The 21,325-nt window shown below is 61.1% G+C and carries 19 protein-coding genes and 2 pseudogenes; 14 read left to right on the plus strand and 7 right to left on the minus strand.

What is annotated here, in order from left to right; genetic code table 11:
- The first annotated feature begins 40 nt into the window (after nt 1-40).
- The 5 genes from M3I56_RS07615 to M3I56_RS07635 all read left to right on the plus strand — a co-directional run bounded on the left by M3I56_RS07615 (nt 41) and on the right by M3I56_RS07635 (nt 5,984).
- Nucleotides 41-1,501, plus strand: coding sequence for an acyl-CoA reductase (locus M3I56_RS07615; RefSeq protein WP_254353256.1), 1,461 nt, complete (start codon nt 41-43; stop codon nt 1,499-1,501).
- Nucleotides 1,456-2,886: a hypothetical protein gene (locus tag M3I56_RS07620; protein ID WP_254353257.1), complete on the plus strand. Its 1,431-nt coding sequence runs from the start codon at nt 1,456-1,458 to the stop codon at nt 2,884-2,886. The genes M3I56_RS07615 and M3I56_RS07620 overlap by 46 nt, the downstream gene beginning before the upstream one ends.
- Nucleotides 2,887-2,923: 37 nt before the next feature.
- Nucleotides 2,924-3,775 carry an oxidoreductase gene (locus M3I56_RS07625; RefSeq protein ID WP_254353258.1) on the plus strand — a complete coding sequence of 284 codons (852 nt, stop codon included), beginning with the start codon at nt 2,924-2,926 and terminating at the stop codon, nt 3,773-3,775.
- 31 nt (nt 3,776-3,806) lie between these two features.
- On the plus strand, nt 3,807-5,171 hold the full coding sequence (locus tag M3I56_RS07630; RefSeq protein ID WP_254353259.1) for a hypothetical protein: 1,365 nt from the start codon (nt 3,807-3,809) through the stop codon (nt 5,169-5,171).
- Between the two features lie 102 nt (nt 5,172-5,273).
- Nucleotides 5,274-5,984, plus strand: coding sequence for a TetR/AcrR family transcriptional regulator (locus M3I56_RS07635; RefSeq protein ID WP_254353260.1), 711 nt, complete (start codon nt 5,274-5,276; stop codon nt 5,982-5,984).
- 30 nt (nt 5,985-6,014) lie between these two features.
- On the opposite strand, the gene M3I56_RS07640 is transcribed toward M3I56_RS07635, so the two are convergent.
- Nucleotides 6,015-6,485, minus strand: coding sequence for a PaaI family thioesterase (locus M3I56_RS07640; RefSeq protein WP_254353261.1), 471 nt, complete (start codon nt 6,483-6,485; stop codon nt 6,015-6,017).
- Between the two features lie 101 nt (nt 6,486-6,586).
- Here M3I56_RS07640 and M3I56_RS07645 point away from each other — a divergent pair, with 101 nt between their 5' ends.
- The gene (locus M3I56_RS07645; RefSeq protein WP_254353262.1) at nt 6,587-7,738 is read left to right on the plus strand and encodes an NADH:flavin oxidoreductase; all 1,152 of its coding nucleotides are present in this window, start codon (nt 6,587-6,589) and stop codon (nt 7,736-7,738) included.
- 64 nt (nt 7,739-7,802) lie between these two features.
- Here the strand turns inward: M3I56_RS07645 and M3I56_RS07650 are convergent, their stop codons facing one another.
- The 3 genes from M3I56_RS07650 to M3I56_RS07660 form a co-directional block, all read right to left on the minus strand.
- Nucleotides 7,803-8,498: an SDR family NAD(P)-dependent oxidoreductase gene (locus M3I56_RS07650; RefSeq protein ID WP_254353263.1), complete on the minus strand. Its 696-nt coding sequence runs from the start codon at nt 8,496-8,498 to the stop codon at nt 7,803-7,805.
- 37 nt (nt 8,499-8,535) lie between these two features.
- Nucleotides 8,536-9,330 (minus strand): enoyl-CoA hydratase/isomerase family protein, encoded by a 795-nt coding sequence (locus M3I56_RS07655; RefSeq protein WP_254353264.1) that lies wholly within the window; start codon nt 9,328-9,330, stop codon nt 8,536-8,538.
- A gap of 104 nt (nt 9,331-9,434) precedes the next feature.
- Entirely contained in the window at nt 9,435-10,631 is a 1,197-nt protein-coding gene (locus tag M3I56_RS07660; RefSeq protein WP_254353265.1) for an amidohydrolase family protein, read from the minus strand.
- Nucleotides 10,632-10,867: 236 nt separating this feature from the next.
- On the opposite strand from M3I56_RS07660, the gene M3I56_RS07665 reads away from it, so the two are divergent.
- Nucleotides 10,868-12,289, plus strand: coding sequence for an MFS transporter (locus M3I56_RS07665; protein ID WP_254353266.1), 1,422 nt, complete (start codon nt 10,868-10,870; stop codon nt 12,287-12,289).
- A gap of 105 nt (nt 12,290-12,394) precedes the next feature.
- Here the strand turns inward: M3I56_RS07665 and M3I56_RS07670 are convergent, their stop codons facing one another.
- On the minus strand, nt 12,395-13,201 hold the full coding sequence (locus M3I56_RS07670; RefSeq protein ID WP_254353267.1) for an IclR family transcriptional regulator: 807 nt from the start codon (nt 13,199-13,201) through the stop codon (nt 12,395-12,397).
- 235 nt (nt 13,202-13,436) lie between these two features.
- Between M3I56_RS07670 and M3I56_RS07675 the strand changes: the two genes are divergently transcribed.
- The gene (locus tag M3I56_RS07675) at nt 13,437-14,201 is read left to right on the plus strand and encodes an SDR family NAD(P)-dependent oxidoreductase (protein WP_254353268.1); all 765 of its coding nucleotides are present in this window, start codon (nt 13,437-13,439) and stop codon (nt 14,199-14,201) included.
- A 439-nt stretch (nt 14,202-14,640) separates the two neighbouring features.
- Here the strand turns inward: M3I56_RS07675 and M3I56_RS07680 are convergent, their stop codons facing one another.
- The gene (locus M3I56_RS07680; RefSeq protein WP_254353269.1) at nt 14,641-15,882 is read right to left on the minus strand and encodes a CaiB/BaiF CoA-transferase family protein; all 1,242 of its coding nucleotides are present in this window, start codon (nt 15,880-15,882) and stop codon (nt 14,641-14,643) included.
- A gap of 48 nt (nt 15,883-15,930) precedes the next feature.
- A complete protein-coding gene (locus M3I56_RS07685; RefSeq protein WP_254353270.1) occupies nt 15,931-16,725 on the minus strand; it encodes a crotonase/enoyl-CoA hydratase family protein in 795 nt (264 codons plus the stop codon).
- Nucleotides 16,726-16,945: 220 nt separating this feature from the next.
- Between M3I56_RS07685 and M3I56_RS07690 the strand changes: the two genes are divergently transcribed.
- From M3I56_RS07690 to M3I56_RS41560, 6 genes and pseudogenes are all read left to right on the plus strand, one after another.
- The gene (locus M3I56_RS07690) at nt 16,946-17,722 is read left to right on the plus strand and encodes an enoyl-CoA hydratase (protein WP_254353271.1); all 777 of its coding nucleotides are present in this window, start codon (nt 16,946-16,948) and stop codon (nt 17,720-17,722) included.
- Between the two features lie 105 nt (nt 17,723-17,827).
- Nucleotides 17,828-18,814 carry a nitronate monooxygenase family protein gene (locus M3I56_RS07695; protein WP_254353272.1) on the plus strand — a complete coding sequence of 329 codons (987 nt, stop codon included), beginning with the start codon at nt 17,828-17,830 and terminating at the stop codon, nt 18,812-18,814.
- Nucleotides 18,811-20,004 carry a CaiB/BaiF CoA-transferase family protein gene (locus tag M3I56_RS07700; protein ID WP_254353273.1) on the plus strand — a complete coding sequence of 398 codons (1,194 nt, stop codon included), beginning with the start codon at nt 18,811-18,813 and terminating at the stop codon, nt 20,002-20,004. The genes M3I56_RS07695 and M3I56_RS07700 overlap by 4 nt, the downstream gene beginning before the upstream one ends.
- A 13-nt stretch (nt 20,005-20,017) precedes the next feature.
- Nucleotides 20,018-20,515, plus strand: a pseudogene (locus M3I56_RS41550) (acetyl-CoA hydrolase); the annotation flags it as partial.
- A 155-nt stretch (nt 20,516-20,670) separates the two neighbouring features.
- Nucleotides 20,671-20,778 (plus strand): annotated as a pseudogene (locus M3I56_RS41555) (hypothetical protein); the annotation flags it as partial.
- Between the two features lie 28 nt (nt 20,779-20,806).
- On the plus strand, nt 20,807-21,310 hold the full coding sequence (locus M3I56_RS41560; protein ID WP_375541696.1) for an acetyl-CoA hydrolase/transferase C-terminal domain-containing protein: 504 nt from the start codon (nt 20,807-20,809) through the stop codon (nt 21,308-21,310).
- Nucleotides 21,311-21,325: the final 15 nt, after the last annotated feature.

Genomic DNA, 21,325 nt, shown 5'->3' on the forward strand with positions numbered 1-21,325 from the left:
CAAAGCTCAGCGCTTGACTCAATTGATAAAGGAGCAGTTCATGGAGCACACTGAAACAACCGCAAGACCGGCCGAGACGTCGACGCAAGCGTCGGCTTCCGCGCTGCTGCCGGTTGCGCATGTCTACCGCGGCCGTATGATCACCGGAAGCGCGATCAAGCACGTTTCGCGAGATCTCGGTCAGGGGTTCTGTACGCCCAAAATCGAACTGGATGACCTCGTCTGGCCGCGTGCGGAGTCGGGTCCAGCGTTTGATGTGCCGGTCGAGCAGATTATTGATTTCCTCGTCGAGCTCGGTCCCCGCCTGCATCTCGACGTCAATCCGCTCATGCAGGCCGCACTCGAATCGATGATCAAGGTCAGTCCCCTGGGACGCCGGATCCTCGAGAACTGCTATCGGGATCTACCTAACCTGTTTTTGCGCGAGGTAATCGAAGACGAGTTGCGTGTGAGCCTTGGCGACGCGAGGCTCGTCGACGGCTGGGTAGAACGCACGCTGCGCGGCCGCCCTAGCCGTCTGCGCGCCTTCCCGCCGAGGCTCGTTCATATTCTGGCGGGCAACTCGCCGATGGTTGCGGCCATGACCGTCATGCGCGCCGCGCTGACAAAAGGCGTGCATCTGCTCAAGCTGCCGTCGAACGACCTGTTCACGGCCACCGCGATTCTGCGCACGATGGCCGAAATCGATCCGAACCATCCCGTCACGCAGTCCTTTTCCGCCGCCTACTGGCGCGGAGGCGACGAGAACGTCGAGTCCATTCTTTATCGCCCGCAGTACTTCGACAAGATTGTCGTTTGGGGCGGCGAGAGCGCGGTACGCCACGTGACGCGCTACGCCGGGCCGGGTCTGGAACTGGTTGCCTTCGACCCCAAAGTGTCGATCTCCCTGATCGGCCGCGAGGCCTTCAGCTCCAGCGAAGTTCTGCGTGAGGTCGCGCGTGCGGGCGCCGCCGATGTGCTGTCGTTCAACCAGGATGCGTGCAACGCAAGCCGCTATCAGTTCATCGAAGGCGACGAAGACGACGCCGACCGTTACTGCGAGCAACTCGCTCTCGCGCTGGGCGAGGACTACCGCTATGGCGATGGCCGGGGCCCTCTGGTGCCGAGCGACATTCGTGAAGCCGTCGACGTGCTGCGTGAAATGGAGCCGCTTTATCGCGTGTTCGGTGGCTACGACGGCAAGGGTCTCGTCGTGCGCTCGGACGAAATGGTTGACTTCCATCCGATCTGCAAGACCGTCAATGTCATTCCCGTAGGCAGCTTGCGCGACGGAGCGCGCTACGCGACTGTAGCGACGCAGACCGTCGGCATCTATCCGCCGCATCGGGTAACCGAGGTGCGCGACGCCCTTGCGTGCGCAGGCGTGCAGCGCATGGTCGCTTTGGGCGAATCGATTTCCGATGGCGTTGGTGGCTACCCCCATGACGGCATGTTCCCGATCCACCGGTTCATGAAATGGATCTCGGAGGAATCGGGTCCGAACCAGGAGGAGACGCGATAATGCATGCCCTTTCCTCCCTCCTGCAATTCACGGATCTGCAGGACCCCTTTCGCAACGCGCCCGAGAACCTCCATACCGTACAGCTGCAGGCCGTACGGGAGCGCTTCGTGCAGCGCCGTCAACAGATTCGCATTCTCGACAAACGGGCCAGCGAAGCCGGTGTAACGGAACTTGGCACGCTGGATGACGCTGTTCCGCTGTTATTCGCCGACGCCGTCTACAAGAGCTATCCCGATTCGTTCATCGAAAACGGCAAATGGCGTCACCTCACGGCATGGCTTCAAACCCTTACGACGAACAAGATCGATGGGCTCGACTACAGTAAGGTCGCCAATCTCGACGACTGGATCAACGAGTTGCGCCGCAACGGCCACTATGTGATGAGCTCGAGCGGCACCTCGGGCAAGCAGTCGTTCATCTACCAGAGTGAAACCGACCGTGAGCTCGGCTGGCGCCTGCTCGACCAGGGTATTCGCTGGGCGGCAAGCTCCATGCGCGATCGGTCGCGCCGTTATCCCGCGTACCTTTTGACGCCCTCTTCCGGGTCCTACACCGGCACCGAGCGCATGGCGAAGTTCGCCGAATCGATTGCACTGCCTGGCGACATTCACTACATGTCGGATGTGCCACAAAGCGCCGCCCAGACCACGCGCATGGCGCGCATGCGGCGGGCGATTGCGGACGGCACCGCGTTGCCCAGCGAAATCGAAGCCTTCCAGAGCGAAAATCGTGAACGGACCGAGCGCGTGCAAGCCGACTTTCGGCGCTTCATCGACGAGTTGCTCGAGCGACGCCATGAACCGATGTTCATCATGGGCATGATGGGCATGCTCTACCAGATCGTAGCCACGGCTCGTGAACGAGGCATTCCCGACGGCGACTTCCACCCCGACACGATCATCAGTATCGGCGGCGGCAAGAAGGGTGCGAATTTGCCGGAGGATTTCCAGCAGCAGTGCGAACGCTTCTTCAATTTCAACGCGACCAATTTCAACGACGGATACGGCATGGGCGAAGTATCGGGGTTCTGCCCGTGGTTCCATCAAGCGAAGGCGTGGACAGTGCCGCCGTGGCTCGTCCCTCTTGTGCTCGATTCCACCGGCGAGCAGTTGCTGAATCCGCGTGACGGAAAAGGTGTCGTCGAAGGACGGCTTGCGATGATCGATCTACTCGCCGACGGCCGTTGGGGCGGGGTCATTAGCGGGGACAAGGTCACCCTGGAGTTCGGCCACGGCATTGACGGCGTGCAAACGCCCATCATACGCGACGTGGTGCGCTACAAGGATCTTCCCGGCGGCGACGACAAGCTGTCGTGTGCCGGAACGATCGACGCCTATGTCCGCGGAGAAATTGCGGATATGACCGAAGCCCGTATTGCCAAATGAGCCAATTCTTCCCAATACTACGTAGACCTACTCAATAATGACTGAGCAAACGACAAATCCGACCGTGTGGTTCATCACGGGAGTTTCGTCCGGCTTCGGCCGGTCCCTTGCGGAAGCGGTCCTCGCACGCGGTGACAAGGTGGTGGGCACCGTGCGTAACGACACGCAGATAGCGCCGTTCGAGAATCTCGCGCCCGGGCGCGCCTACGGCGTGTTGCTCGACGTCACCGACGCCGCTTCGGTGCCCCGCGCCGTCGAGCAGGCCATTGGCCGGGCGGGCGCCATCGACGTTCTCGTGAACAATGCCGGCTACGGCCTGTTCGGCGCATTCGAAGAGGTTTCCGACAAGGAAGCGCGTCAGCTCTTCGATACCAACGTGTTCGGCACGGTCAACGTGATCCGCGCCGTGCTGCCCCATTTTCGCGAGCGAAAGCACGGGCATATCGTGAATTTTTCCTCGGTGGCCGGAGTTATCGGCATTACGGGATGCAGCTTCTATTGCGCCTCGAAACACGCGATCGAAGGCCTGTCCGAATCGCTCGCGCGAGAACTGAAGCCGTTCGGAATTCACGTGACCATCGTCGAACCCGGCGGTTTTCGCACGAATTTCGCGGGTGGCTCGCTGAAATGGAGCGAGATCGAATCGCCTGCGTACGCTGAAACGGTGGGCAAGATGCGCCAGATGATGGGTGGCTACCACGGCACGCAGGCGGGAGATCCAGCCAAGGCCGCCGCCGCCGTCGTGCGCGCGGTGTCTGCGGAGAACCCGCCGTTGCGGTTGCCGCTCGGCCCGGATGCAGTCGACGTCGTCCGCAAGAAGCTCGCGTCCGTACAGGACAATCTTGAAGCGTGGCTCGACGTGTCGAGTTCCACTGACTTTGATCGCTAACGCTGCAGAAGCTCGTTGCCCGGGAGACGACATGTCCGCACTGGACTCATTTTACGCAATGCTTCGCGATGACGCCGATCCGTTCCGCAATCACCCTGAGAACCTTCGCGAGCTTCAGCTCGCCGCCATGAAGGAGCGTTTCGCCGAGCGCAGCAACCAGATCAGGCTGCTGCGCCGCCGCGCGGACGATATGGGCGTTGAAACCATCAACCGCCATGAGGACATGGTTCCTCTCCTGTTCGCGCATCAGATCTACAAGAGCTACCCCGAACAATTCATCGACAACGGCCGCTGGAAGCACCTGGCGGCCTGGCTGCAGACGCTTTCCAGCACCCCGGTGAGCGAAGTGGATATGACGGGCGTGGCGGACGTCGACGCGTGGATGGGCCGGTTGCGCGAAGCGGGACACTACGTGTTCAGCTCGAGCGGCACGTCCGGGAAATGCAGCTTCATCAACCAGACGCGAGCCGATCTAGAGAACGTCACCGAGTCGTGTGTGAAACTCGGCGTTCACGGTAACGAACTGATCCGCCGTGATTTCGGCAAGCGCCCGGTATTCCTGATGATGCCGCCTGCCGGCGCGCATCGTCACATCGAACCGGTACTTGGCGCTGCGAAGCGACTTGGCGCCGAAAGCACGCTGATGTTCGACGAGCCGGTGCTTGCTTCCGCAACGATCTCGATGGGCCGCATGCGTCGTGCCATTGCCGACGGTTCCGCCAAACCCAGTGAAGTCGCAGCTTTTCAGGAGCATGCAGTGGCACGGCAGCGCCATACTGGCGCGATGATCGACGGCTTTCTCGACAGGCTTGTCGCGCAGCGCAAAGTTCCTGTTCTCGTACAGGGTAACTGGTCGCTACACTGGACGCTCGTGGAGCGCGCCCGCCAGCGCGGCATCACCGATGGAATCTGCCACCCCGACACGGTGATCACGACCGGCGGCGGATTGAAGGGAACCTCGGCGCCCACCGACTATCGGGAGCAGATCATACGCTTCTATGGCATTCGCCCGGAGAACGTCCAGAACAGCTATGGCATGTCCGAAATGATCGGGACCGGCCCTTGGTCGGAGGTGGCGCAGGGCTACGCAATCTGCCCCTGGATCGTTCCGTTCGTGCTCGACAAAGCAGGTGAGCAGCTACTGAATCCGTCGGACGGGCGCGGCGTTGTCGAGGGCCGCTTCGCGTTTTTCGACCTGCTTGCCGATGGATACTGGGGCGGCTTCATCACCGGCGACAAAGTCACAATGGACTTCTCGCCAGCGGGGAACACCGACGGCCTCCAGGGACCGCTGGTCAGGCAGGTCGGCCGCTATGCCGACCTCGAAGAAGGCGAAGACAAGCTCTCTTGCGCGGGCACGATGGAGTCGTATGTGCGTGGGATGATCAACGTTTGATTTCGGCCGCGAGCACTTTGGACCCTAGGGGGTGCCAGTATTGGCACCCCCTCGCGCTCCTGAGTATACTGATGCCCTAATTCCGTCATCAAACGCTCAACAATGTCCAAACCTATGGCAGTTCAGGCTCCCGGCGGAGCCTCGCGGCTCGCTGCGGCGGGCAAACCTCGAACGGCCGGCCGGCCCACCCACGACGACGCGCTCCAGTTGCGCGAGCGACTGCTCGACGCCGCCAAAACGGTCTTCATGAGGGAGGGTTTCGGCGCCGCAAGGGTCGAGGAAATCGCATCACTGGCCGGCGTCAGCAAAACTACCGTTTACCGCCAGTTCGGCACGAAGGAAGAGCTTTTTCGCTCAATCGTCTGGCGCGGGATGTCCGACTTGCGCGGCAAGCTCGATGAGCACCTGGAGCCCGGCCGCGACTTTTCGACCAACCTGGCTTGCCTTATCGATGCGCTCGTTGAGCACATGGCAATACCGGACAGCATTCACACTTCACGCATGGTCATTGGCGAGGCGATACGTTTTCCGGATGTCGCAAGGCAGTTTCTGCAGTTCGTGGTGACGATGCTGGAACCGCTTACGGCCGTTCTGGAAGCCGCAGCGGCGAATGGAATGATCGACATCGACGATCCTGCGAACGCGGCACGTGATCTCCTCACGCTGGTCACTGGCGCCCCCGAAGTGCACCTCGCGATCCAGACTACGCGCGCTGAACGCAAGCGTAGGGCCGAGCGGATTCATCGGATCCTGTTGACCGCCTGGAGGTATCGAGCAACGCTCGATAAGGTTCGGGCCAGGGCAATGCAGTAACGTTCGCCGCGCGCCTGCCTCGCCGGCAGACTAGCCGCCGACTTCCCCCATCACCTGAAACTGCCCGGATGCCTGGGCAATGCACTTCGCATTGGCCCAGATCCGGCAGTCCGAGAAAATCACCCGTTTTCCAGAGCGCAGAACGTCGACATGGGCTTCCACCCAGTCGCCAGGTTCCGCGTTGCCCATGAAGTTGACCGTCAAGCCCGTCGTCAACACCCTTACAGCCGGTTGACGCGAATACTTGCTTGCCCACGTAATGGCCGTATCCGCCAGCATGCAAACGGCGCCGCCGTGCATCATCTGGCCGAGATTCCGATGCGCCTCGCGCACGTACATTCCGACGACGTGTCCACGCTCGCTCTTGCGAAAATAAGTAGGACCGAACATCTGATGGAAGGGGCCAAATTCCGGCATCAAGGCAAAGCCCTCCGGAATGGACTTTTCCTCGCCCTCTTCAAGCGCGTCTACCGCCAGTGCGTGTGCTTGTTCCAATGCCACTCTCCTCTTCAACGCCGTTGGTGACCGGCGCCAATATTCCTTTTTCATCGGCAGGACATAGCGTATCATTATTCGCACACAAGTCAACTATATGAATGAATATGGACATCGGATCGCTCTTTACGCCACTCGTTGTTCGAGGCGTCACGCTTGCCAACCGTATCGTCATGTCACCCATGACTCGCGGTTTTTCTCCCAACGGACTGCCCGGCAGTGACGTCGCCGCCTACTACAAGCGGCGCGCGCAGGGCGAGACTGGCCTCATCATCACGGAAGGTGTCGGTGTCGATCATCCGGCGGCGCTAGGCGAAGCCGGACTCGGCGAGAATTCGATTCCCGTACTCGCCGGGGAAGAATCGGTCGCCGCATGGCGGCGAGTGACGAACGAAGTTCATGCAAGCGGCGCCGTGATCTTTCCGCAACTGTGGCATATGGGACCGATGAAAGAGGCGAACACGGGGCCCTTCCCCGCCGCCGCGCCACTGCGGCCATCGGGACTGTGGGGACCGTCCGGACGTACGACTTCTCTCAACGCGGGCTACATGGAACGGGTCATGCCACCAACCCGACCAATGGCCGACACCGAGATCGCGGACGTCATCGCCGCCTACGGTCGAAGCGCGACTTTTGCGAAGGCCGCCGGATTCGACGGCATTGCCATCCACGGAGGGCACGGCTATCTGATCGATGCGTTTCTTTGGGCTGAGACCAATCAACGCACGGACAAATGGGGTAGGGATCTCGTGGCGCGCAGCCGCTTTGCCGCCGAAGTCGTGCGCGCGATACGCGAAGCGATCGGCGATACGATGCCGATTACATTCCGCTTTTCACAGTGGAAACAGCAGGATTTCCGTGCGCGCCTCGCCAACGATCCGCACGAGCTCGAACAGATCCTCGCACCGCTCGCAGATGCTGGCGTCGACATCTTCGAGGCTAGTACGCGTTATTTCAATCGCGCGGAATTCCCGGGCTCGGAGATGAATCTCGCAGGCTGGGTAAAGAAAGTGACCGGCCGGTATGCTATGGCGGTGGGCGGAATCGGTATTAATAAGGGTTACTACGATTCCATGGCCGGAGCCGAAACATCGGTGCAACCCGACCTAACACCACTGCTGGATCGTTTCTCGCGCAACGAGTTTGACCTTGTTGGCGTAGGACGTTCGCTTCTGCACGACCCGAACTGGGCCCGGCGTGCCCGCCTTGGCGAGCCGTTTCTCGGATTCAGCAACGATTCGCTCGCGCGCCTCACCTGAAATGCAGTTTTGCAGTTGACGCCCCTGTATCAGGCGTCAACTGCTGTTGGTGGCCTGTTAATCTTCAGGTGCGCCCAGTAACCGGAATCAATGCACCGGTTACCCCCGACGCAGCTTCGGAAGCGAGAAAAAGAATCACGTTCGCGATTTCCTCGGGCCGTACCCAACGTGAAAAGTCTGCATCGGGCATGTCGTTGCGGTTTTGCGGCGTGTCGATAATACCCGGCAGGATCGCATTCACGGTAATTGACCGATCCTTGAGCTCTTCGGCTAGCGCCTCCGTCAAACGCATTACTCCCGACTTCGACGCCGTGTACGCACCCATTCCCATACCTGCCTTCAGTGCGGCACCAGCGCCAATGTTGACAATGCGACCGCCGTGCGCGCCGACAGCAAGATAGTCCAACGCCGCTTTCGATGCCGTAGCGGCCGTCCGCACGTTCATCTGATACATCAAATCCCACGTCTCGAGGGAACCGTCCGCCAGTGTTTCCCAGCGAAATCCGCCCGCTATGTTGACGACGGCATCGAGCTTGCCAAGCTGCTCGACAGTCGCCGAAAACGCCGCGCGCGCCGCGTCCAGGTCAGTCAGTTCCACGCCGCCTCGCCACCAGGAGGCGTGTAGCTGCTCCGCGCTCGCGCCCTCCGGCGCAGGCGCCTTGTCGATCAGCGCGACCTTCCAGCCATTGTCGGCAAATACCCGGCCCACCGCGCGTCCCAATGTGCCGAAGCCACCGGTTACCACTACTACCCGTTGCATGTCCGATCACTCCCTCGCCGCTTCGGGCGCGAAAAAATCAACGTCCCTTGAAAACCGGCTCACGTTTCTCGCGAAACGCGTTGACCGCTTCCTGGTGGTCTTCAGTCAAATTCGACAGCGCCTCGTAGGCGATCGACGCATCGAGAATCGAATGCGCGAGTTGCTTGAGTCCGATGTTGATTGAAGCCTTGGTCCATTGAATCGCACGCGCGGCTCCGTTTGCCAGCCGCTTCGCCATGGCATCGACAACGGCATCGAGTTCGTCAGCCGGCACGGCGTGATTGATGAGCCCCAGACGCGCCGCCTCTTCCGCGGTGAGGAGGTCACCCGTCAGGAGGTATTCCTTGGCCTTCGCGTAGCCGACGAGCTGCGGCCAGATCACCGCGCCGCCATCGCCCGCTACGAAGCCGACTTTCACGTGCGGATCGCCGATCTTCGCGTGATTGGCCGCGTAGCTCAGATCCGAGAACAACGCGATCGTCGCGCCCAGACCAATTGCGTGACCATTGATCTTCGCGATGACCGGCTTCGGACAATCGAGCATCGAGAAGACGATTTTCTTGGCGCGCTGCATGCCTTCCAGAAACAACGCCGGGTTGTCGATGACCTGCTGCATGTGCTCGATATCACCGCCCGCGCTGAATGCGCGCCCAGCGCCCGTCAACACGACAACACGGGTCTCGTCGTCCTCCGCGACATCGAGAAAGAGCCGCGACATCTCGATGTCCATCTGCTCGTCAAACGCATTCAGCGTTTCGGGGCGGTTGAGCGTGACGGTCAAGACGCCGCCGTCGCGTTCGAGCAATAACGCCTTATAGTCCGAAATATTCATGGCTAACCTGTTCACAAAGAAGAGACCGCGCGGGACGGCGGGTCGCGCCGCCGCGCAAACGCCGGGTGCCATTCCCGCCGCACCGGCGCCCCGCGCGACTTCGATTACACCTGCAGCGGAATGAACCTGCGGCCGTTGTCGTACATGATCTTGCGCGTGTCTTCTTCGGCAAGCCCATTGAGCGCTTCCGCCGCGAAGTCTATCGGCTCCGGCACGCCTTCCGCGTGCGGATAGTCGGAGCCCATCAACAGGAAGTCCGATGATCCCGTTTGCGCGATGATCTGGCCGATGTCGTCCTCGGGATACGCGACCACAAACACGTTTTCCTTGAAGATCTGGCTCGGGCGCTTCTTCAGTTGACCGCACGGCCAGTAACCATTCTTCGCCATGCCCCGGCACTTGTCCATTTTCACGAGCAGCGACGGCACCCATTCGGCACCGTTTTCCGCGCTGCACAGCTTGACGCGCGGGAAACGCTCGAAGAAATTGTAGAAGATGAACGACGACAGCGTTTCCATCACCGGACGCTCGCCGTAACCGTGCATCCAGACAAAGGCGGTTTGACGCTGGCGCGACTGCTGCACCGGCTCGCCCCACACCGCCATGTGATCCTTCATGTAGATCGCTTCCGACACGTGGAACGTGACACGCACGCCCGCTTCGTTGAGGATCGACCAGAACGGATCGAAATACGGGTCCGCCGGCGCACGGCCATTGAACGGCCCCATCGGCATCAGGATGACGCGGACACCGTTCGCGACCAGCCATTTTGCCTCGGCGACAGCGGCGTCGAGATCGTCGAGCGTGACGACCGGAGTCGTGTAGATCCGGTCCTTGTAGTTGAAGCCCCAGTCGTCGAGCATCCAGTGGTTATACGCATGCAAAACGGCATTTGCGGCAGCAGGCTCGTTGAGGTACGAAATGCACGCGACCATTTCGCCGATGTACATCGTGCAGGCCTCCACGCCGAATTCGTCCATCTTCTTCAGGCGTGCGTCGCGATTGAACATGTCCGGCGTCGGGGCGACACGCATGTCGACGTTGTCCTTGCCGTCCTTCATCGCGCGCAGCCATTCATGCAGCTTGCCCGGCGGCGGCACATGCCCCTCGGCCGAGGTGTAGCCTTCGCTGATCTCCACCTTGCGGTCGCCGACATACATGCAGCGGTTGCCGTCCGCCGTGACACGGCTGGTGAACGACCAGTCCTTCTTGAACTTCTCGGGCAAATGGCGGCTGTATGCGTCCTCGACTTCGTAGAAGTGTGTGTCGGCGTCGTAAATCTTCCCTTGATACGCTTGCATGAACTCTCTCCTGATTGTGGGGGAGCGCTGCTGGCCGTGCGCCCTTGAGAGAAGTATCGGCTCAAGCCATCAGCCCAAAAACTCTCATATCGAACCCAGAAACGTCGATATCGAACTGATATCGGTCGACACCGTCACCAATCCTGAAGTTCGCATACCACTTTCCAGAAAACACCAATACGAACGTTGTTCGGATATGAGTATACTCGAAACGAGACGTACAACCGGAGACGTTTATGCAAGCTGAAGTCCTCCAGCAGCAGGCACACCGAGCACAGCCCGTTGCTGGTCCCCCGCGCGGGTTCACGACGGCGATCCTGCTAGCCGCGGTGGCAGCCTCGTCTGGTATCACCGTTATCTATACGGTACTGGTCACGCTCTACAAAGCATTCCCTGCCTCCAACTCCGTGAGCTGGACCGTTACCGCCTACTGGCTCGGCTCGGCCATCTTTGCCGCCATCAGCGGGCGGCTCGGCGACCTGTTGGGCTACCGTCGTATCCTGCTCGTCGTGATGTCGGTCGCCGCAGCCGGGGCAGTCGTCGCCGCGTGCGCAACCAACGTCGGCGTGCTCATCGCGGGGTGCGCGATGCAATCGATCGCGGCGGGCATCACGCCGCTCTCCATGGGCATGGTTCGCGAGAACCTGCCGCCCGCCAGACTGCCCGCCGCAGTGGGGCTAATCAGTGCGGCCGGCATGGTGTCGGCGGGGTTGATCTACATTTGCGCGGGCGTCGTCGTTGACCACTATTCGTGGCGAGGCGGCTTCTGGTTCAAGGTCGCGCTTTGCGTCGTGGCGGTCGTTGCCGTACGCGCGTGGACACCACCGTCACCACAGCATCCCAGCGTCCGGATCGACTACATTCGAGGCCTTGCGTTCGCTCCCGCACTTTGCGCGATCCTCTTCGCGATGCAACAGATTCGCGCGTGGGGGCTTGGCGATGCGCGACTCTGGGGTTTGATTGGCGGCGGCATGGTCGTGCTCGGACTATGGGCGCGGCATCAACTCAAGGCGCGTCATCCGCTCATCAACGTGCGTCTGCTGAAGACGCGCGAGGTCATCTTGGCGAATGCCTGCATGGCATTCCTCGCGGCAGGCGCGATGCAACTGGGACAGGTTTTCTCGCTGCTCGCCCAGCAGCCTGCCGGCACGCACGCCGGATTCGGGCTGAGTGCAACAGCGGCCGGATTGCTGATGTTCAGCGTCAACATCGTCGCGATGGTCGCGAGCCCGTGGAGCGGCCGCGTTGCGGCCCGCTACAAGGCGCGTCGCGCTGCCTTGATCGGCATGGTCATATTGGCCTTTGCCTGGGCCTCACTAATCGTGCTCCATCGCAGCCTGCTGCTCTTCGTTCCAGGCGCGGTCCTGTGCTCGTTCGGGCTCGCCTTCGCGAGCACGGCGCTGTACAACCAGATCGTGGAAACGACGCCTGCGCATCAGACAGGCGAGGCGACGGGCATGCTCTACGTCTTCTTCTCGTGCTTCTTCGCGGTAGGCGCCCAGGTGGTATTCGTGCTGCTGCGCGGCGCGACGGGGGGACATGACGGCGGGTCGTTTGCTGCCGACAGTGGCTATGTTTCTGTATTCGTCTACATCGCCTGCAGTTCGATTGCCGGACTGCTGATCGCTTCCATGCTGCCGAAGCGTCACGCCCATTGATCGTCGTTGCGGACGATCTGTTACACGCTGGTCCAACGCTTCTTCAAAATCGCCATGCGTGCCGCATATTGAAGCATATGCCTCAATGTGCGGCACGCTGGCCGGTCACTCCTCTTCGGCTTGACCCAATGCAGACGCGCGCTGGGCCACCCTGATCATGTTCTGCTCGAGTTGCGGGCGTTCGCGATCGAAACGCTCGAGCGGCGCACCAATCGCCATCGCTGCAATCACGTTACCGTTCGGCCCGAAGATCGGTGACGACACACCCGCGGAGTCCGGCAGCAGTTCGCCGCGGCTCACCGACAAACCGGTTTCGAGGATGTGATCGAGTTCGTCACGCAGCGCCTTCTTCGTCGCGACCGTTTGCGGCGTACGACGCTCGAACTTGACCGTCTTCATGTAGTCGGTAACGAAAGCTTCCGGCGCATGAGCCAGCAGCACGCGCCCCGCAGCCGTGCAATAGAGCGGACGGCGCAATCCGATGTGCATCGAATAGCGCACGGATTGTTCGCTCTCGATCACGTCGACATAGGTGATCTCTTTGTGCTCGTGATCAAGGACGCCGATATAAACGGTTTCATTGGTGCTCTTCGAGAGATCAACCAGGAACGGGCGCAGCATCTTCGAGAAATTCCACGCGGCCATCACGCCGGCGGACAAGCGGAAGATCGAAGGCCCCAGGCGATAGCGGCCTGCGTCGTGTAGCAAAAACCCTTCCGCCACGAGAGGCCTCAGCAGATTGAGCAGGCTGCTCTTCGGCGACTCGAGGGCAACATTCAGTTCTGCCAGCGACATCCCTTCCGGAGACTTCGCCAGCACGTCGAAAATTCCGAGGAGTCGGGTCAGCGAGCGCGGCCCGCTGACATCCCGATCCGCCGGCGCCGAGGTCTCTTTCAACATGATTTTCCCCATGAATTGACTCCATCGATTATACGTGAACTATTCACATAGTTTTACAACGATCACAATTTGGCACACTTTTCCACCGTCCGAATTCGGGAATACGCCAGGCCAACCTCTCGTCCAAGTTGAGATATAGTTGAACGACGTTCACAAAATTGAAACGCTCGGGCGACGGTTTCTGCAACTCTCACGTGGCACGCACGCGCGTCGAACTGCAGCATCAAACTTCACTTCTGGATCACTCATGCACACGAAAAAACTGGCAGAAAAGGTCGCCATCGTGACCGGAGGCGGGCAAGGCGTTGGACTCGGCATTGCCCGCGCGCTTGCCACCGAGGGCTCGAGTCTGGTGCTGACTGGCCGCACGGAAAGCAAACTCACGCACGCTGCCGGGGAATTGAGCGCCATCGGCTCGCAAGTGCTCGTCGTGCCTGGTGACACGCGCAATCGAGCCGACGCCGTGCGCACGGTCGAACTTGCCATTGAACGTTTCGGACGCGTGGACGCACTTATTAACAACGCACAAAGCAGCAGCCCGGGTGTGCCGCTTGAGTCCGTTACCGACGATGACTGGAGCAACACACTCGAGTCTGGCTTGTACGGCACGCTGTATTTCATGCAGGCAGTATTGCCGCACATGAAGGCACAGGGCTGCGGCGCCATCGTCAACTTCGGCTCGCGCACAGGTATCGAGGGGCTCAAGGGATTCGGGGCGTACGCCGCAACCAAGGAGGGCATTCGTGGGCTTTCACGTGTTGCCGCGCGCGAATGGGGTGCCTATGGCATTACCGTCAACGTCATTTGCCCGGCAGCGCTCACGCCAGCCGCTGAAGCCTATCTCGAAGCCAATCCCCAGGAACGCACGCGCTATCTCACTGAAATCGCTCTTGGCCGCTTCGGCGATCCTCAGCTCGATATTGGACGAACAGTTGCATTTCTATGTAGTGACGACGCTAATTTCATAACCGGGCAGACTATCAGTGTGGACGGCGGACAGTCAATGCTTTAGTGCGTCTTTTTGAACACGGTTGCAATATATGAAACGGGAAGTTGCATTTCGCAGCGGCGCAGATAATTTAATTGAACTATAAGTTGCATTAACTGAGATACCTCGATCCGATGGTGAGTTCGCGAGAGACGCGTACCAAGACGATTGCGAGTGGTCACATCTTTCTCCTCCGGCACACTTCGCGAGAGCGTGTGGAGTTTGGCCTTGGCTGCGGGACACGGAGCCAAGGTTTTTTTGCGCCGTTGCGTTTGGGGATCAAAGAACCCCTGATCGCAAAAGCGTGATACGAAACAAACCAGTTGGCTGCCGAGGGTTCGAGCAACCCCGCAACCATCCTCGAATGTCTCGCAACGACAGTGACATTCGTTATCCTGATTGATATGGATAGTCCACAAGAGAGCGCAGCCCCGCAGGGCTGCGCTTCGCAAGATCCTGCTTTCTAAAGTACCTTCTTTTCGCGCAAGGTATCGATATCGGATTGCGACATACCCAGCACATCACGCAGCACGGCGTCCGTGTGCTGACCGAGCATCGGCGGCGCTCCGTACGAATCGATAGGCGTGCCCGACATCTTCACCGGATTGGCAACCATACGGACCGCCTCGTCGGTGAGCGGATGCACGACTTCAACACACATCGCACGCGCCTGCACATGGGGATCGGCGAACACTTGTTCCAGATTGTTGATCGGCCCCGCCGGCACCCCAGCCGCGTCGAGAGCCGCAAGCAGTTCACCGCTCTGCCAATTGGCGATCAGCGGTTCGAACACTTCGCCAAGCGCGCGGCGATTCTTCACGCGCAGTGCAATCTCGCGGAATCGCGGGTCGCTGGCGAGTTCGGGATGCCCGAGGACCTGGCACATCCGCGCGTATTGTTCGTTGTTGCCCGCAACGATCATGATGTCGCGATCGGCACAGCGGAACATGCGCGACGGCATGCCGCCGTTTCCCTCCGTACCGCGCCGGATCGGAACCTGCCCCGAAACGAGGTACTGGCTCGCATAGTGCGAGGTGGCGGCGATCATCGCGTCCAGCAGCGCCAGGTCGATGTACTGCCCCTCCCCACTGCCGCCTTGCGCCGCGTCGCGATGATAGAGCGCGGCGATGATCGCGGACGCCGCGTACTGTCCACAAAGGATGTCCGCGAGACTGGGCCCGGTTTTCATCGGTCCTCCGCCTGGCACGTCGTCGCCGTTGCCCGTGACGCTCATCAGACCGCCCATCGCCTGGAAAATCGAGTCGTATCCGGGGCGCGGACTGTACGGCCCGGTTTGTCCGAACCCTGTTATCGAGCAGTAGATCAGGCGCGGATTGACGAGCTTGAGGCTCTCATAGTCGAGCCCATAACGCTTAAGGTCGCCAACCTTGTAATTCTCGAGCAGCACGTCGCAATGCGCGGCCAGCGAGCGTATCAGCGCCTGACCGTCGGGCGTCGATATATCGCACGTGATCGACTTCTTGCCGCGGTTCGCGCTGATAAAGAACGTCGACTCGCGCGTGACCTTGCCCTCGCGATCCATGAGAAACGGCGGGCCGAACTGCCGCGAATCGTCCCCCTTGCCCGGACGCTCGACCTTGATGACCTCCGCTCCGAGATCCGCCAGCATCTGCGCACCCCAAGGCCCCGCGAGAATACGGCTCAGGTCTAGTACGCGAACCCCCGCCAACGCGCCTTTCGTCATATCAAACTGTCCCCTTGAATTCATACCGGCCGCGCCGCAAGCCATGCCTCAGCGTCCGACGAACTTCGCCGTACGTTTTTCGATGAAGGACTGAACCCCTTCCTTTGCATCTTCCGTGTTGTAGAGAAACTGCTGCGTCGACTGAATCGTCGCATAGGCATCCTGCCAGCCTTGCCCCAGTGAAACGCGCGCGTTCTGCATCGTGGCCTGCACGGCGAGCGGCGCCTGCGCGGCGATGCGCTCCGCGATGGCAAGCGCCCGGTCGAACTCCTGGCCCGCCGGCACGACGTCCTGAACGAAGTTCATGTGGCGCGCCTCCTCGGCAGTGAACTCGTCGCCGGTGAGCAGCACCTTCATCGCGTTGCCCCAGCCGGCGCGCTGGACCATGCGGAACGTCGCACCACAACCTGCCATGATCCCCCGCTTCACTTCAAGCTGGGAGAAACGGCAGTTATCGGCGGCCACGGCCACTTCCGATGCGAGCATCAATTCGACCGCGACCGTAAAGCAGATTCCCTTGAGAGCGATGACGACCGGCTTGGTGCGCAGCGGCGCGCGCAAGTTGAACGGATCGACCTCGCCCTCCGGAAGCAAGGGTTTGCCCTCACGGCGCAGCGGCGCGATCTTCGGCATGTCGAGCCCCGCCGTAAAGTGGTCGCCTTCGGCATAGACCAGGCCGCAGAACAGATCGCTGCTGTTCTCGAGCCGCGTGTAAGCGGCGGCCAGTTCCTTGAACATCTTCGGGGTAAAGCCGTTGCGCTTTTCCGGCCGGTCGATCCCTATCAAAAGCAGGTTCCCGCGTTGTTCAACGCGAATCTGTCCGTCCTCGTGACGAGTCGTCATGCACTGTCTCCTCGCGGTGTTTTCCATTAGCGAATCTGACCATGGGCTCAATTGACAAAGCCGGGTCACACATTCAGAATCATAAACGTCGTTCACAAATTTGGCAACGCGCGGCACGCCCCGATGCAGTCTGAACGGGGTGCCACAGCCAATACAACCAAGGCCGGGCAGATACCGATGCTGGCTTAAGTGTTCACCCTGATTCCCGCAAGGAAAGACCATGGCCTACGAGACGATCATCGTCGATATTCACGGCAAGACCGGTTTGATCAAGCTGAACCGTCCGCAAGCCTATAACGCGCTGAACAACCAGTTGATGGACGAGCTGACGGCCGCACTCGACGGCCTCGAGGCCGATCCTGCCATCGGTGCGATCGTGCTCACCGGCAGTGAAAAAGCATTCGCCGCCGGAGCCGACATCAAGATGATGGGCGAATGGACGTACATGGACGTCTACAAGAACCAGTTCATCACTTCGAACTGGGAGCGCACCTCGCGTTGCCGTAAACCGGTCATCGCCGCCGTCGCCGGTCTCGCGTTGGGCGGAGGCTGCGAGCTGGCCATGATGTGCGATTTCATTCTGGCCGCCGACAACGCGCGTTTCGCTCTGCCCGAAATCACGCTCGCAACCATTCCCGGCGCCGGCGGCACACAACGCCTCACGCGCGTGCTCGGCAAATCGAAGGCGATGGAGATGATCCTCACCGGCCGCAAGATGGACGCTGTCGAAGCCGAACGATGCGGGCTCGTGAGCCGCATCGTTCCCGTCGATACGCTCGTCGGCGAAGCGCTGAAAACAGCCGACGAAATCGCGCGATTCTCGCAACCGGTCGTGGCGATGGCGAAAGAGTGCGTCAACCGTGCCTACGAATCGAGCCTCGCCGAAGGCATCCTGTTCGAGCGGCGCATGGCGTATTCGACTTTCGCCACCGAAGACCGCAAGGAAGGGATGGCAGCCTTCGCCGAAAAACGCAAGCCGCAGTTCCGCGATTGTTGAATCACTGAGAAAAAAGGCCACTTCTGCCGTGGCGAACTGAGCACGCCAGGCCGCGCGTCCAGCGCCCCTCTGGCACACACTTCCTACCCAAACTACGGGCACGCGATGAAACCCTACGTCAATCGCATTACTGAATTACTCGGCATTCAATACCCTATCATTCAAGGCGGCATGCGCTGGGTGGCGCGCGCCGAACTGGCAGCGGCCGTAGGCAACGCGGGCGGTCTTGGCTTCCTCTCCGCGCATACGCATGCAAGCGCCGACGCGCTCGCGCGTGAAATCGACAAAGTGCGTTCGCTCACGGACAAGCCGTTCGGTGTGAATCTGACCGTACTCGGCGCGAATGCCGGTCTCGACTATGACGCGTATGTGCGCACGATCGTTTCGCAGGACGTCAAGGTCGTGGAAACGGCAGGTAGCAATCCCGCGAAATACATCGCCGAATTCAAGGCGCACGGCGTCAAGGTCGTCCACAAGTGCGTCACGGTCCGCCACGCGGTGAAGGCCGAATCGCTCGGCGCAGACGCCGTCAGCATCGACGGGTTCGAATGCGCGGGGCACCCCGGTGAAGACGATATCCCGGGACTGATCCTGATTCCCGCCGCCGCCGACAAGCTGAAGGTGCCGATTCTCGCCTCCGGTGGTTTCGCCGATGGGCGCGGTCTGATGGCGGCTCTGGCGCTCGGTGCGGACGGCATCAATATGGGCACGCGCTTCATGCTCACGCAAGAATCGCAGGTCCACCCGGCGATCAAGCAACGTCTGCTGGAAGCGACGGAGCGCGATACGGTGCTGGTCGGCCGCTCGCTCGGCGATTCAAGCCGTGTGGTCAAGAATAGCGTGAGCCTCGCCGCGCTCGAACTGGAGCGCAGCGGGCACGTGACGCATGCCGACCTCTACGCGCTGACCGGAGCTAAGCGTTGGATGGACGCATTCGTCACGGGAGAAGTCGAAGGCGGCGCGTTCCCCGCCGGGATCGTGACCGGTCTCATCCACGACCTGCCGACTTGTGCGGAACTGATCGAACGCATCGTGAAGGAGGCTGCCGCGATCGCGCAACGCCAGCTCGGCTTCGGAGCCGCTCTCGCATGAAACTCACCGGTCTTCGCGTCGTGGACCTGTCACAGTTCATGCCGGGTCCGTTCCTCGCCGCCAATCTCGCGGAACACGGGGCGCAAGTCATCAAGATCGAACCGGTCACCGGCGACCCCACACGCGGCGCGCCGGGCACGGATGGCGCGTTCTTCGCCGCAATCAACCGCGGCAAGCGCAGCATCGCCCTCGACCTGAAGCATCCCGATGGACGTGAGGCGGCGCTCAAGCTGATGAACGAGGCCGACGTGGTGATCGAATCGTCACGGCCGGGGGTGGCCGCCCGCCTTGGCATCGACTACGACACGGTGAGCCGGACGAACCCGCGACTCGTTTATTGCGCGATGACCGCATTTGGACAGAATGGCCCGCTCTCTCAACTGCCCGCCCATGATCCGGTGATTCAAGCGCTTGCGGGCACGCTGCCGCGCGATAACCGCGGGATGCCCGTTACCACAGGGCCGTCGCTCGCCGCGCTGGCCGGTTCGTTGACGGCGTTGTCCGCTGTGTTGATGGCACTCCTGCGCGCGCGGGAAACAGGTCGCGGCGACTATATCGACATCTCGCTCTTCGATGCGGCGCTCACGGCGCAGCCGTATCTGAGTGGCCACTTGCTCAACACGCCGGACGTTTCATCTCAGGAAACGCCAGACGACAGCGGGCTCGCACTGCTCAGCAGCTATGAGACCGCCGATTCGAAATGGCTCTGCCTCGGCGGCCGGGAGCACAGCTTCGCCACCAACCTGCTTACGCCACTCGGCCGCCCTGATCTCGTCGGCGACGCCATCGGTCCGGCCGGCGAAGCTCAGACGCGGGTGTGCGCATTCCTGACGCGTACCTTCCTGACCCGCACGCTCGATGAATGGCTCGACTGGTTCGAGGGCCGAAACATCAGCGTCGCGCCTGTGCTCTCGCTCGCCGAAGCGCTCGACCATCCACATGCGCATGAGCGCGCGATGATTCAAAGCGATCCGTCCGGACGCAAACACGTTGCAAGCCCGATTCATTTCCGCACGGAGCCTGCAGCGCCGCCGCTCGCCGTTCCGCGCCTTGGCCAGCATACGGAAGACGTACTGCGCAGCATCGGATACAGCGAAGAGCGGATCGCGGAACTCATCGCGTCGGGCGCCGTGCGTGGGCAGTACGACGAGACCCATGCCGTTGCGCAAATGACTCAAACTACGCACTGACGCGAACAACATCATGCCCTTACTGCTAGAGGCGGACTCCGTCGACTTCGCATCCGTCGTTCGTTCTGGAGATACCGTTGCGTGGGGTCAATCGAACGCGGAGCCCCTCCCGCTCACGAGAAAGTTGCTAGAGCAACGGCGCAGCATTGGCGCATTTCGGATTTTTTTGGGCGCCAGCAGTTTCGACACCTGCCGCCCGGAGCACGCGGACTGCATCGATTTCGTTTCGTACTGTGGCACAGGCGCCAACCGCGCTTTGGCCAAGGCTGGCGCACTCGATATTCTTCCGTGCCACTATTCGCAGTTTCCACAGATGATGGAGTCGGGCCAGTTTCCCATCGACGTCTTGCTGCTGCAGCTTGCGCCGCCCGATTCGCAGGGCCGCTATAGCCTGTCCATTGCACATGAATATCTGATTCCGGCACTGACGCACGCGCGCGTCGTCGTTGCGGAAGTGAATGAGCAGGCGCCCTGGACATACGGCGAGCGCTACCTTCGCGACGACGAGATCGACTTCATCCTGCCGACGTCGCGGGCTCTGCCCGAAAGTTCGCCCAGCGCAGCAAGTGCAACGGATCTGGCGATCGCGCAGTACACGGCAAGTTTGATCGAAGACGGGGCCACGATTCAACTCGGTCTCGGCGCGATTCCAGAGGCGATCCTTGCGTGCCTCACCGATCGTCGAAACCTCGGTATTCATTCCGGCACGATCGGAGACAAGGTCGCCGAACTCATGCAAAGCGGCGTAATCAACAATGCGCGCAAATCCATCGACATGGGCAAGACCATCGCCGGCGTGATGATGGGCGGCCGCCGCATTCACGAGTTCGCGCACCGCAACGACGCGATCGAGTTTCGTTCGACCCGCTACACGCACGACCCGCATGTGCTCGCGAGCATCGATCGCTTCGTCGCCATCAACTCCGCAGTCGAAGTCGATCTTAGCGGGCAGATCAACGCCGAAATTGCCGGGGGCGTATACGTTGGTGCTGTGGGCGGTGCATTGGACTTCCTGCGCGGCGCGCGACGCTCTCGTGGCGGCGTTCCGATCATCGCACTGCCCTCGACGGCTGGCAAGGGCGCCACCCGCATTGTCGCGTCGTTGACGGGGCCGGTCAGCACGCCACGCAGTGATGCCGGGATCGTGGTGACGGAATATGGGGTTGCCGATCTGCGCGGACTGACGTTGCGGCAACGGCGCGAGCGCATGCTTGCGATCGCCCATCCGGACCATCGTGGCGCTCTCGACCAGATGGCCGGCGCCCCGCCGTCCAATCGCTCCGGAAGTGCAACGCTCGTTGCCTGACTGCAATCGGGCCCG

The sequence above is a fragment of the Paraburkholderia sp. CNPSo 3281 genome (assembly GCF_024206515.1).
Lineage (GTDB): Bacteria > Pseudomonadota > Gammaproteobacteria > Burkholderiales > Burkholderiaceae > Paraburkholderia > Paraburkholderia nodosa.

Coding starts and splice junctions, on each gene's coding strand:
- M3I56_RS07685 (WP_254353270.1), bottom strand. CDS start 16,725: ATGACGACTCGTCACGAGGACGGACAGATTCGCGTTGAACAACGCGGG.
- M3I56_RS07655 (WP_254353264.1), bottom strand. CDS start 9,330: ATGAATATTTCGGACTATAAGGCGTTATTGCTCGAACGCGACGGCGGC.
- M3I56_RS41560 (WP_375541696.1), top strand. CDS start 20,807: ATGGGCGGCCGCCGCATTCACGAGTTCGCGCACCGCAACGACGCGATC.
- M3I56_RS07695 (WP_254353272.1), top strand. CDS start 17,828: ATGAAACCCTACGTCAATCGCATTACTGAATTACTCGGCATTCAATAC.
- M3I56_RS07700 (WP_254353273.1), top strand. CDS start 18,811: ATGAAACTCACCGGTCTTCGCGTCGTGGACCTGTCACAGTTCATGCCG.
- M3I56_RS07675 (WP_254353268.1), top strand. CDS start 13,437: ATGCACACGAAAAAACTGGCAGAAAAGGTCGCCATCGTGACCGGAGGC.
- M3I56_RS07630 (WP_254353259.1), top strand. CDS start 3,807: ATGTCCGCACTGGACTCATTTTACGCAATGCTTCGCGATGACGCCGAT.
- M3I56_RS07615 (WP_254353256.1), top strand. CDS start 41: ATGGAGCACACTGAAACAACCGCAAGACCGGCCGAGACGTCGACGCAA.
- M3I56_RS07670 (WP_254353267.1), bottom strand. CDS start 13,201: ATGGGGAAAATCATGTTGAAAGAGACCTCGGCGCCGGCGGATCGGGAT.
- M3I56_RS07650 (WP_254353263.1), bottom strand. CDS start 8,498: ATGCAACGGGTAGTAGTGGTAACCGGTGGCTTCGGCACATTGGGACGC.
- M3I56_RS07620 (WP_254353257.1), top strand. CDS start 1,456: ATGGATCTCGGAGGAATCGGGTCCGAACCAGGAGGAGACGCGATAATG.
- M3I56_RS07665 (WP_254353266.1), top strand. CDS start 10,868: ATGCAAGCTGAAGTCCTCCAGCAGCAGGCACACCGAGCACAGCCCGTT.
- M3I56_RS07680 (WP_254353269.1), bottom strand. CDS start 15,882: ATGACGAAAGGCGCGTTGGCGGGGGTTCGCGTACTAGACCTGAGCCGT.
- M3I56_RS07690 (WP_254353271.1), top strand. CDS start 16,946: ATGGCCTACGAGACGATCATCGTCGATATTCACGGCAAGACCGGTTTG.
- M3I56_RS07625 (WP_254353258.1), top strand. CDS start 2,924: ATGACTGAGCAAACGACAAATCCGACCGTGTGGTTCATCACGGGAGTT.
- M3I56_RS07645 (WP_254353262.1), top strand. CDS start 6,587: ATGGACATCGGATCGCTCTTTACGCCACTCGTTGTTCGAGGCGTCACG.
- M3I56_RS07635 (WP_254353260.1), top strand. CDS start 5,274: ATGTCCAAACCTATGGCAGTTCAGGCTCCCGGCGGAGCCTCGCGGCTC.
- M3I56_RS07660 (WP_254353265.1), bottom strand. CDS start 10,631: ATGCAAGCGTATCAAGGGAAGATTTACGACGCCGACACACACTTCTAC.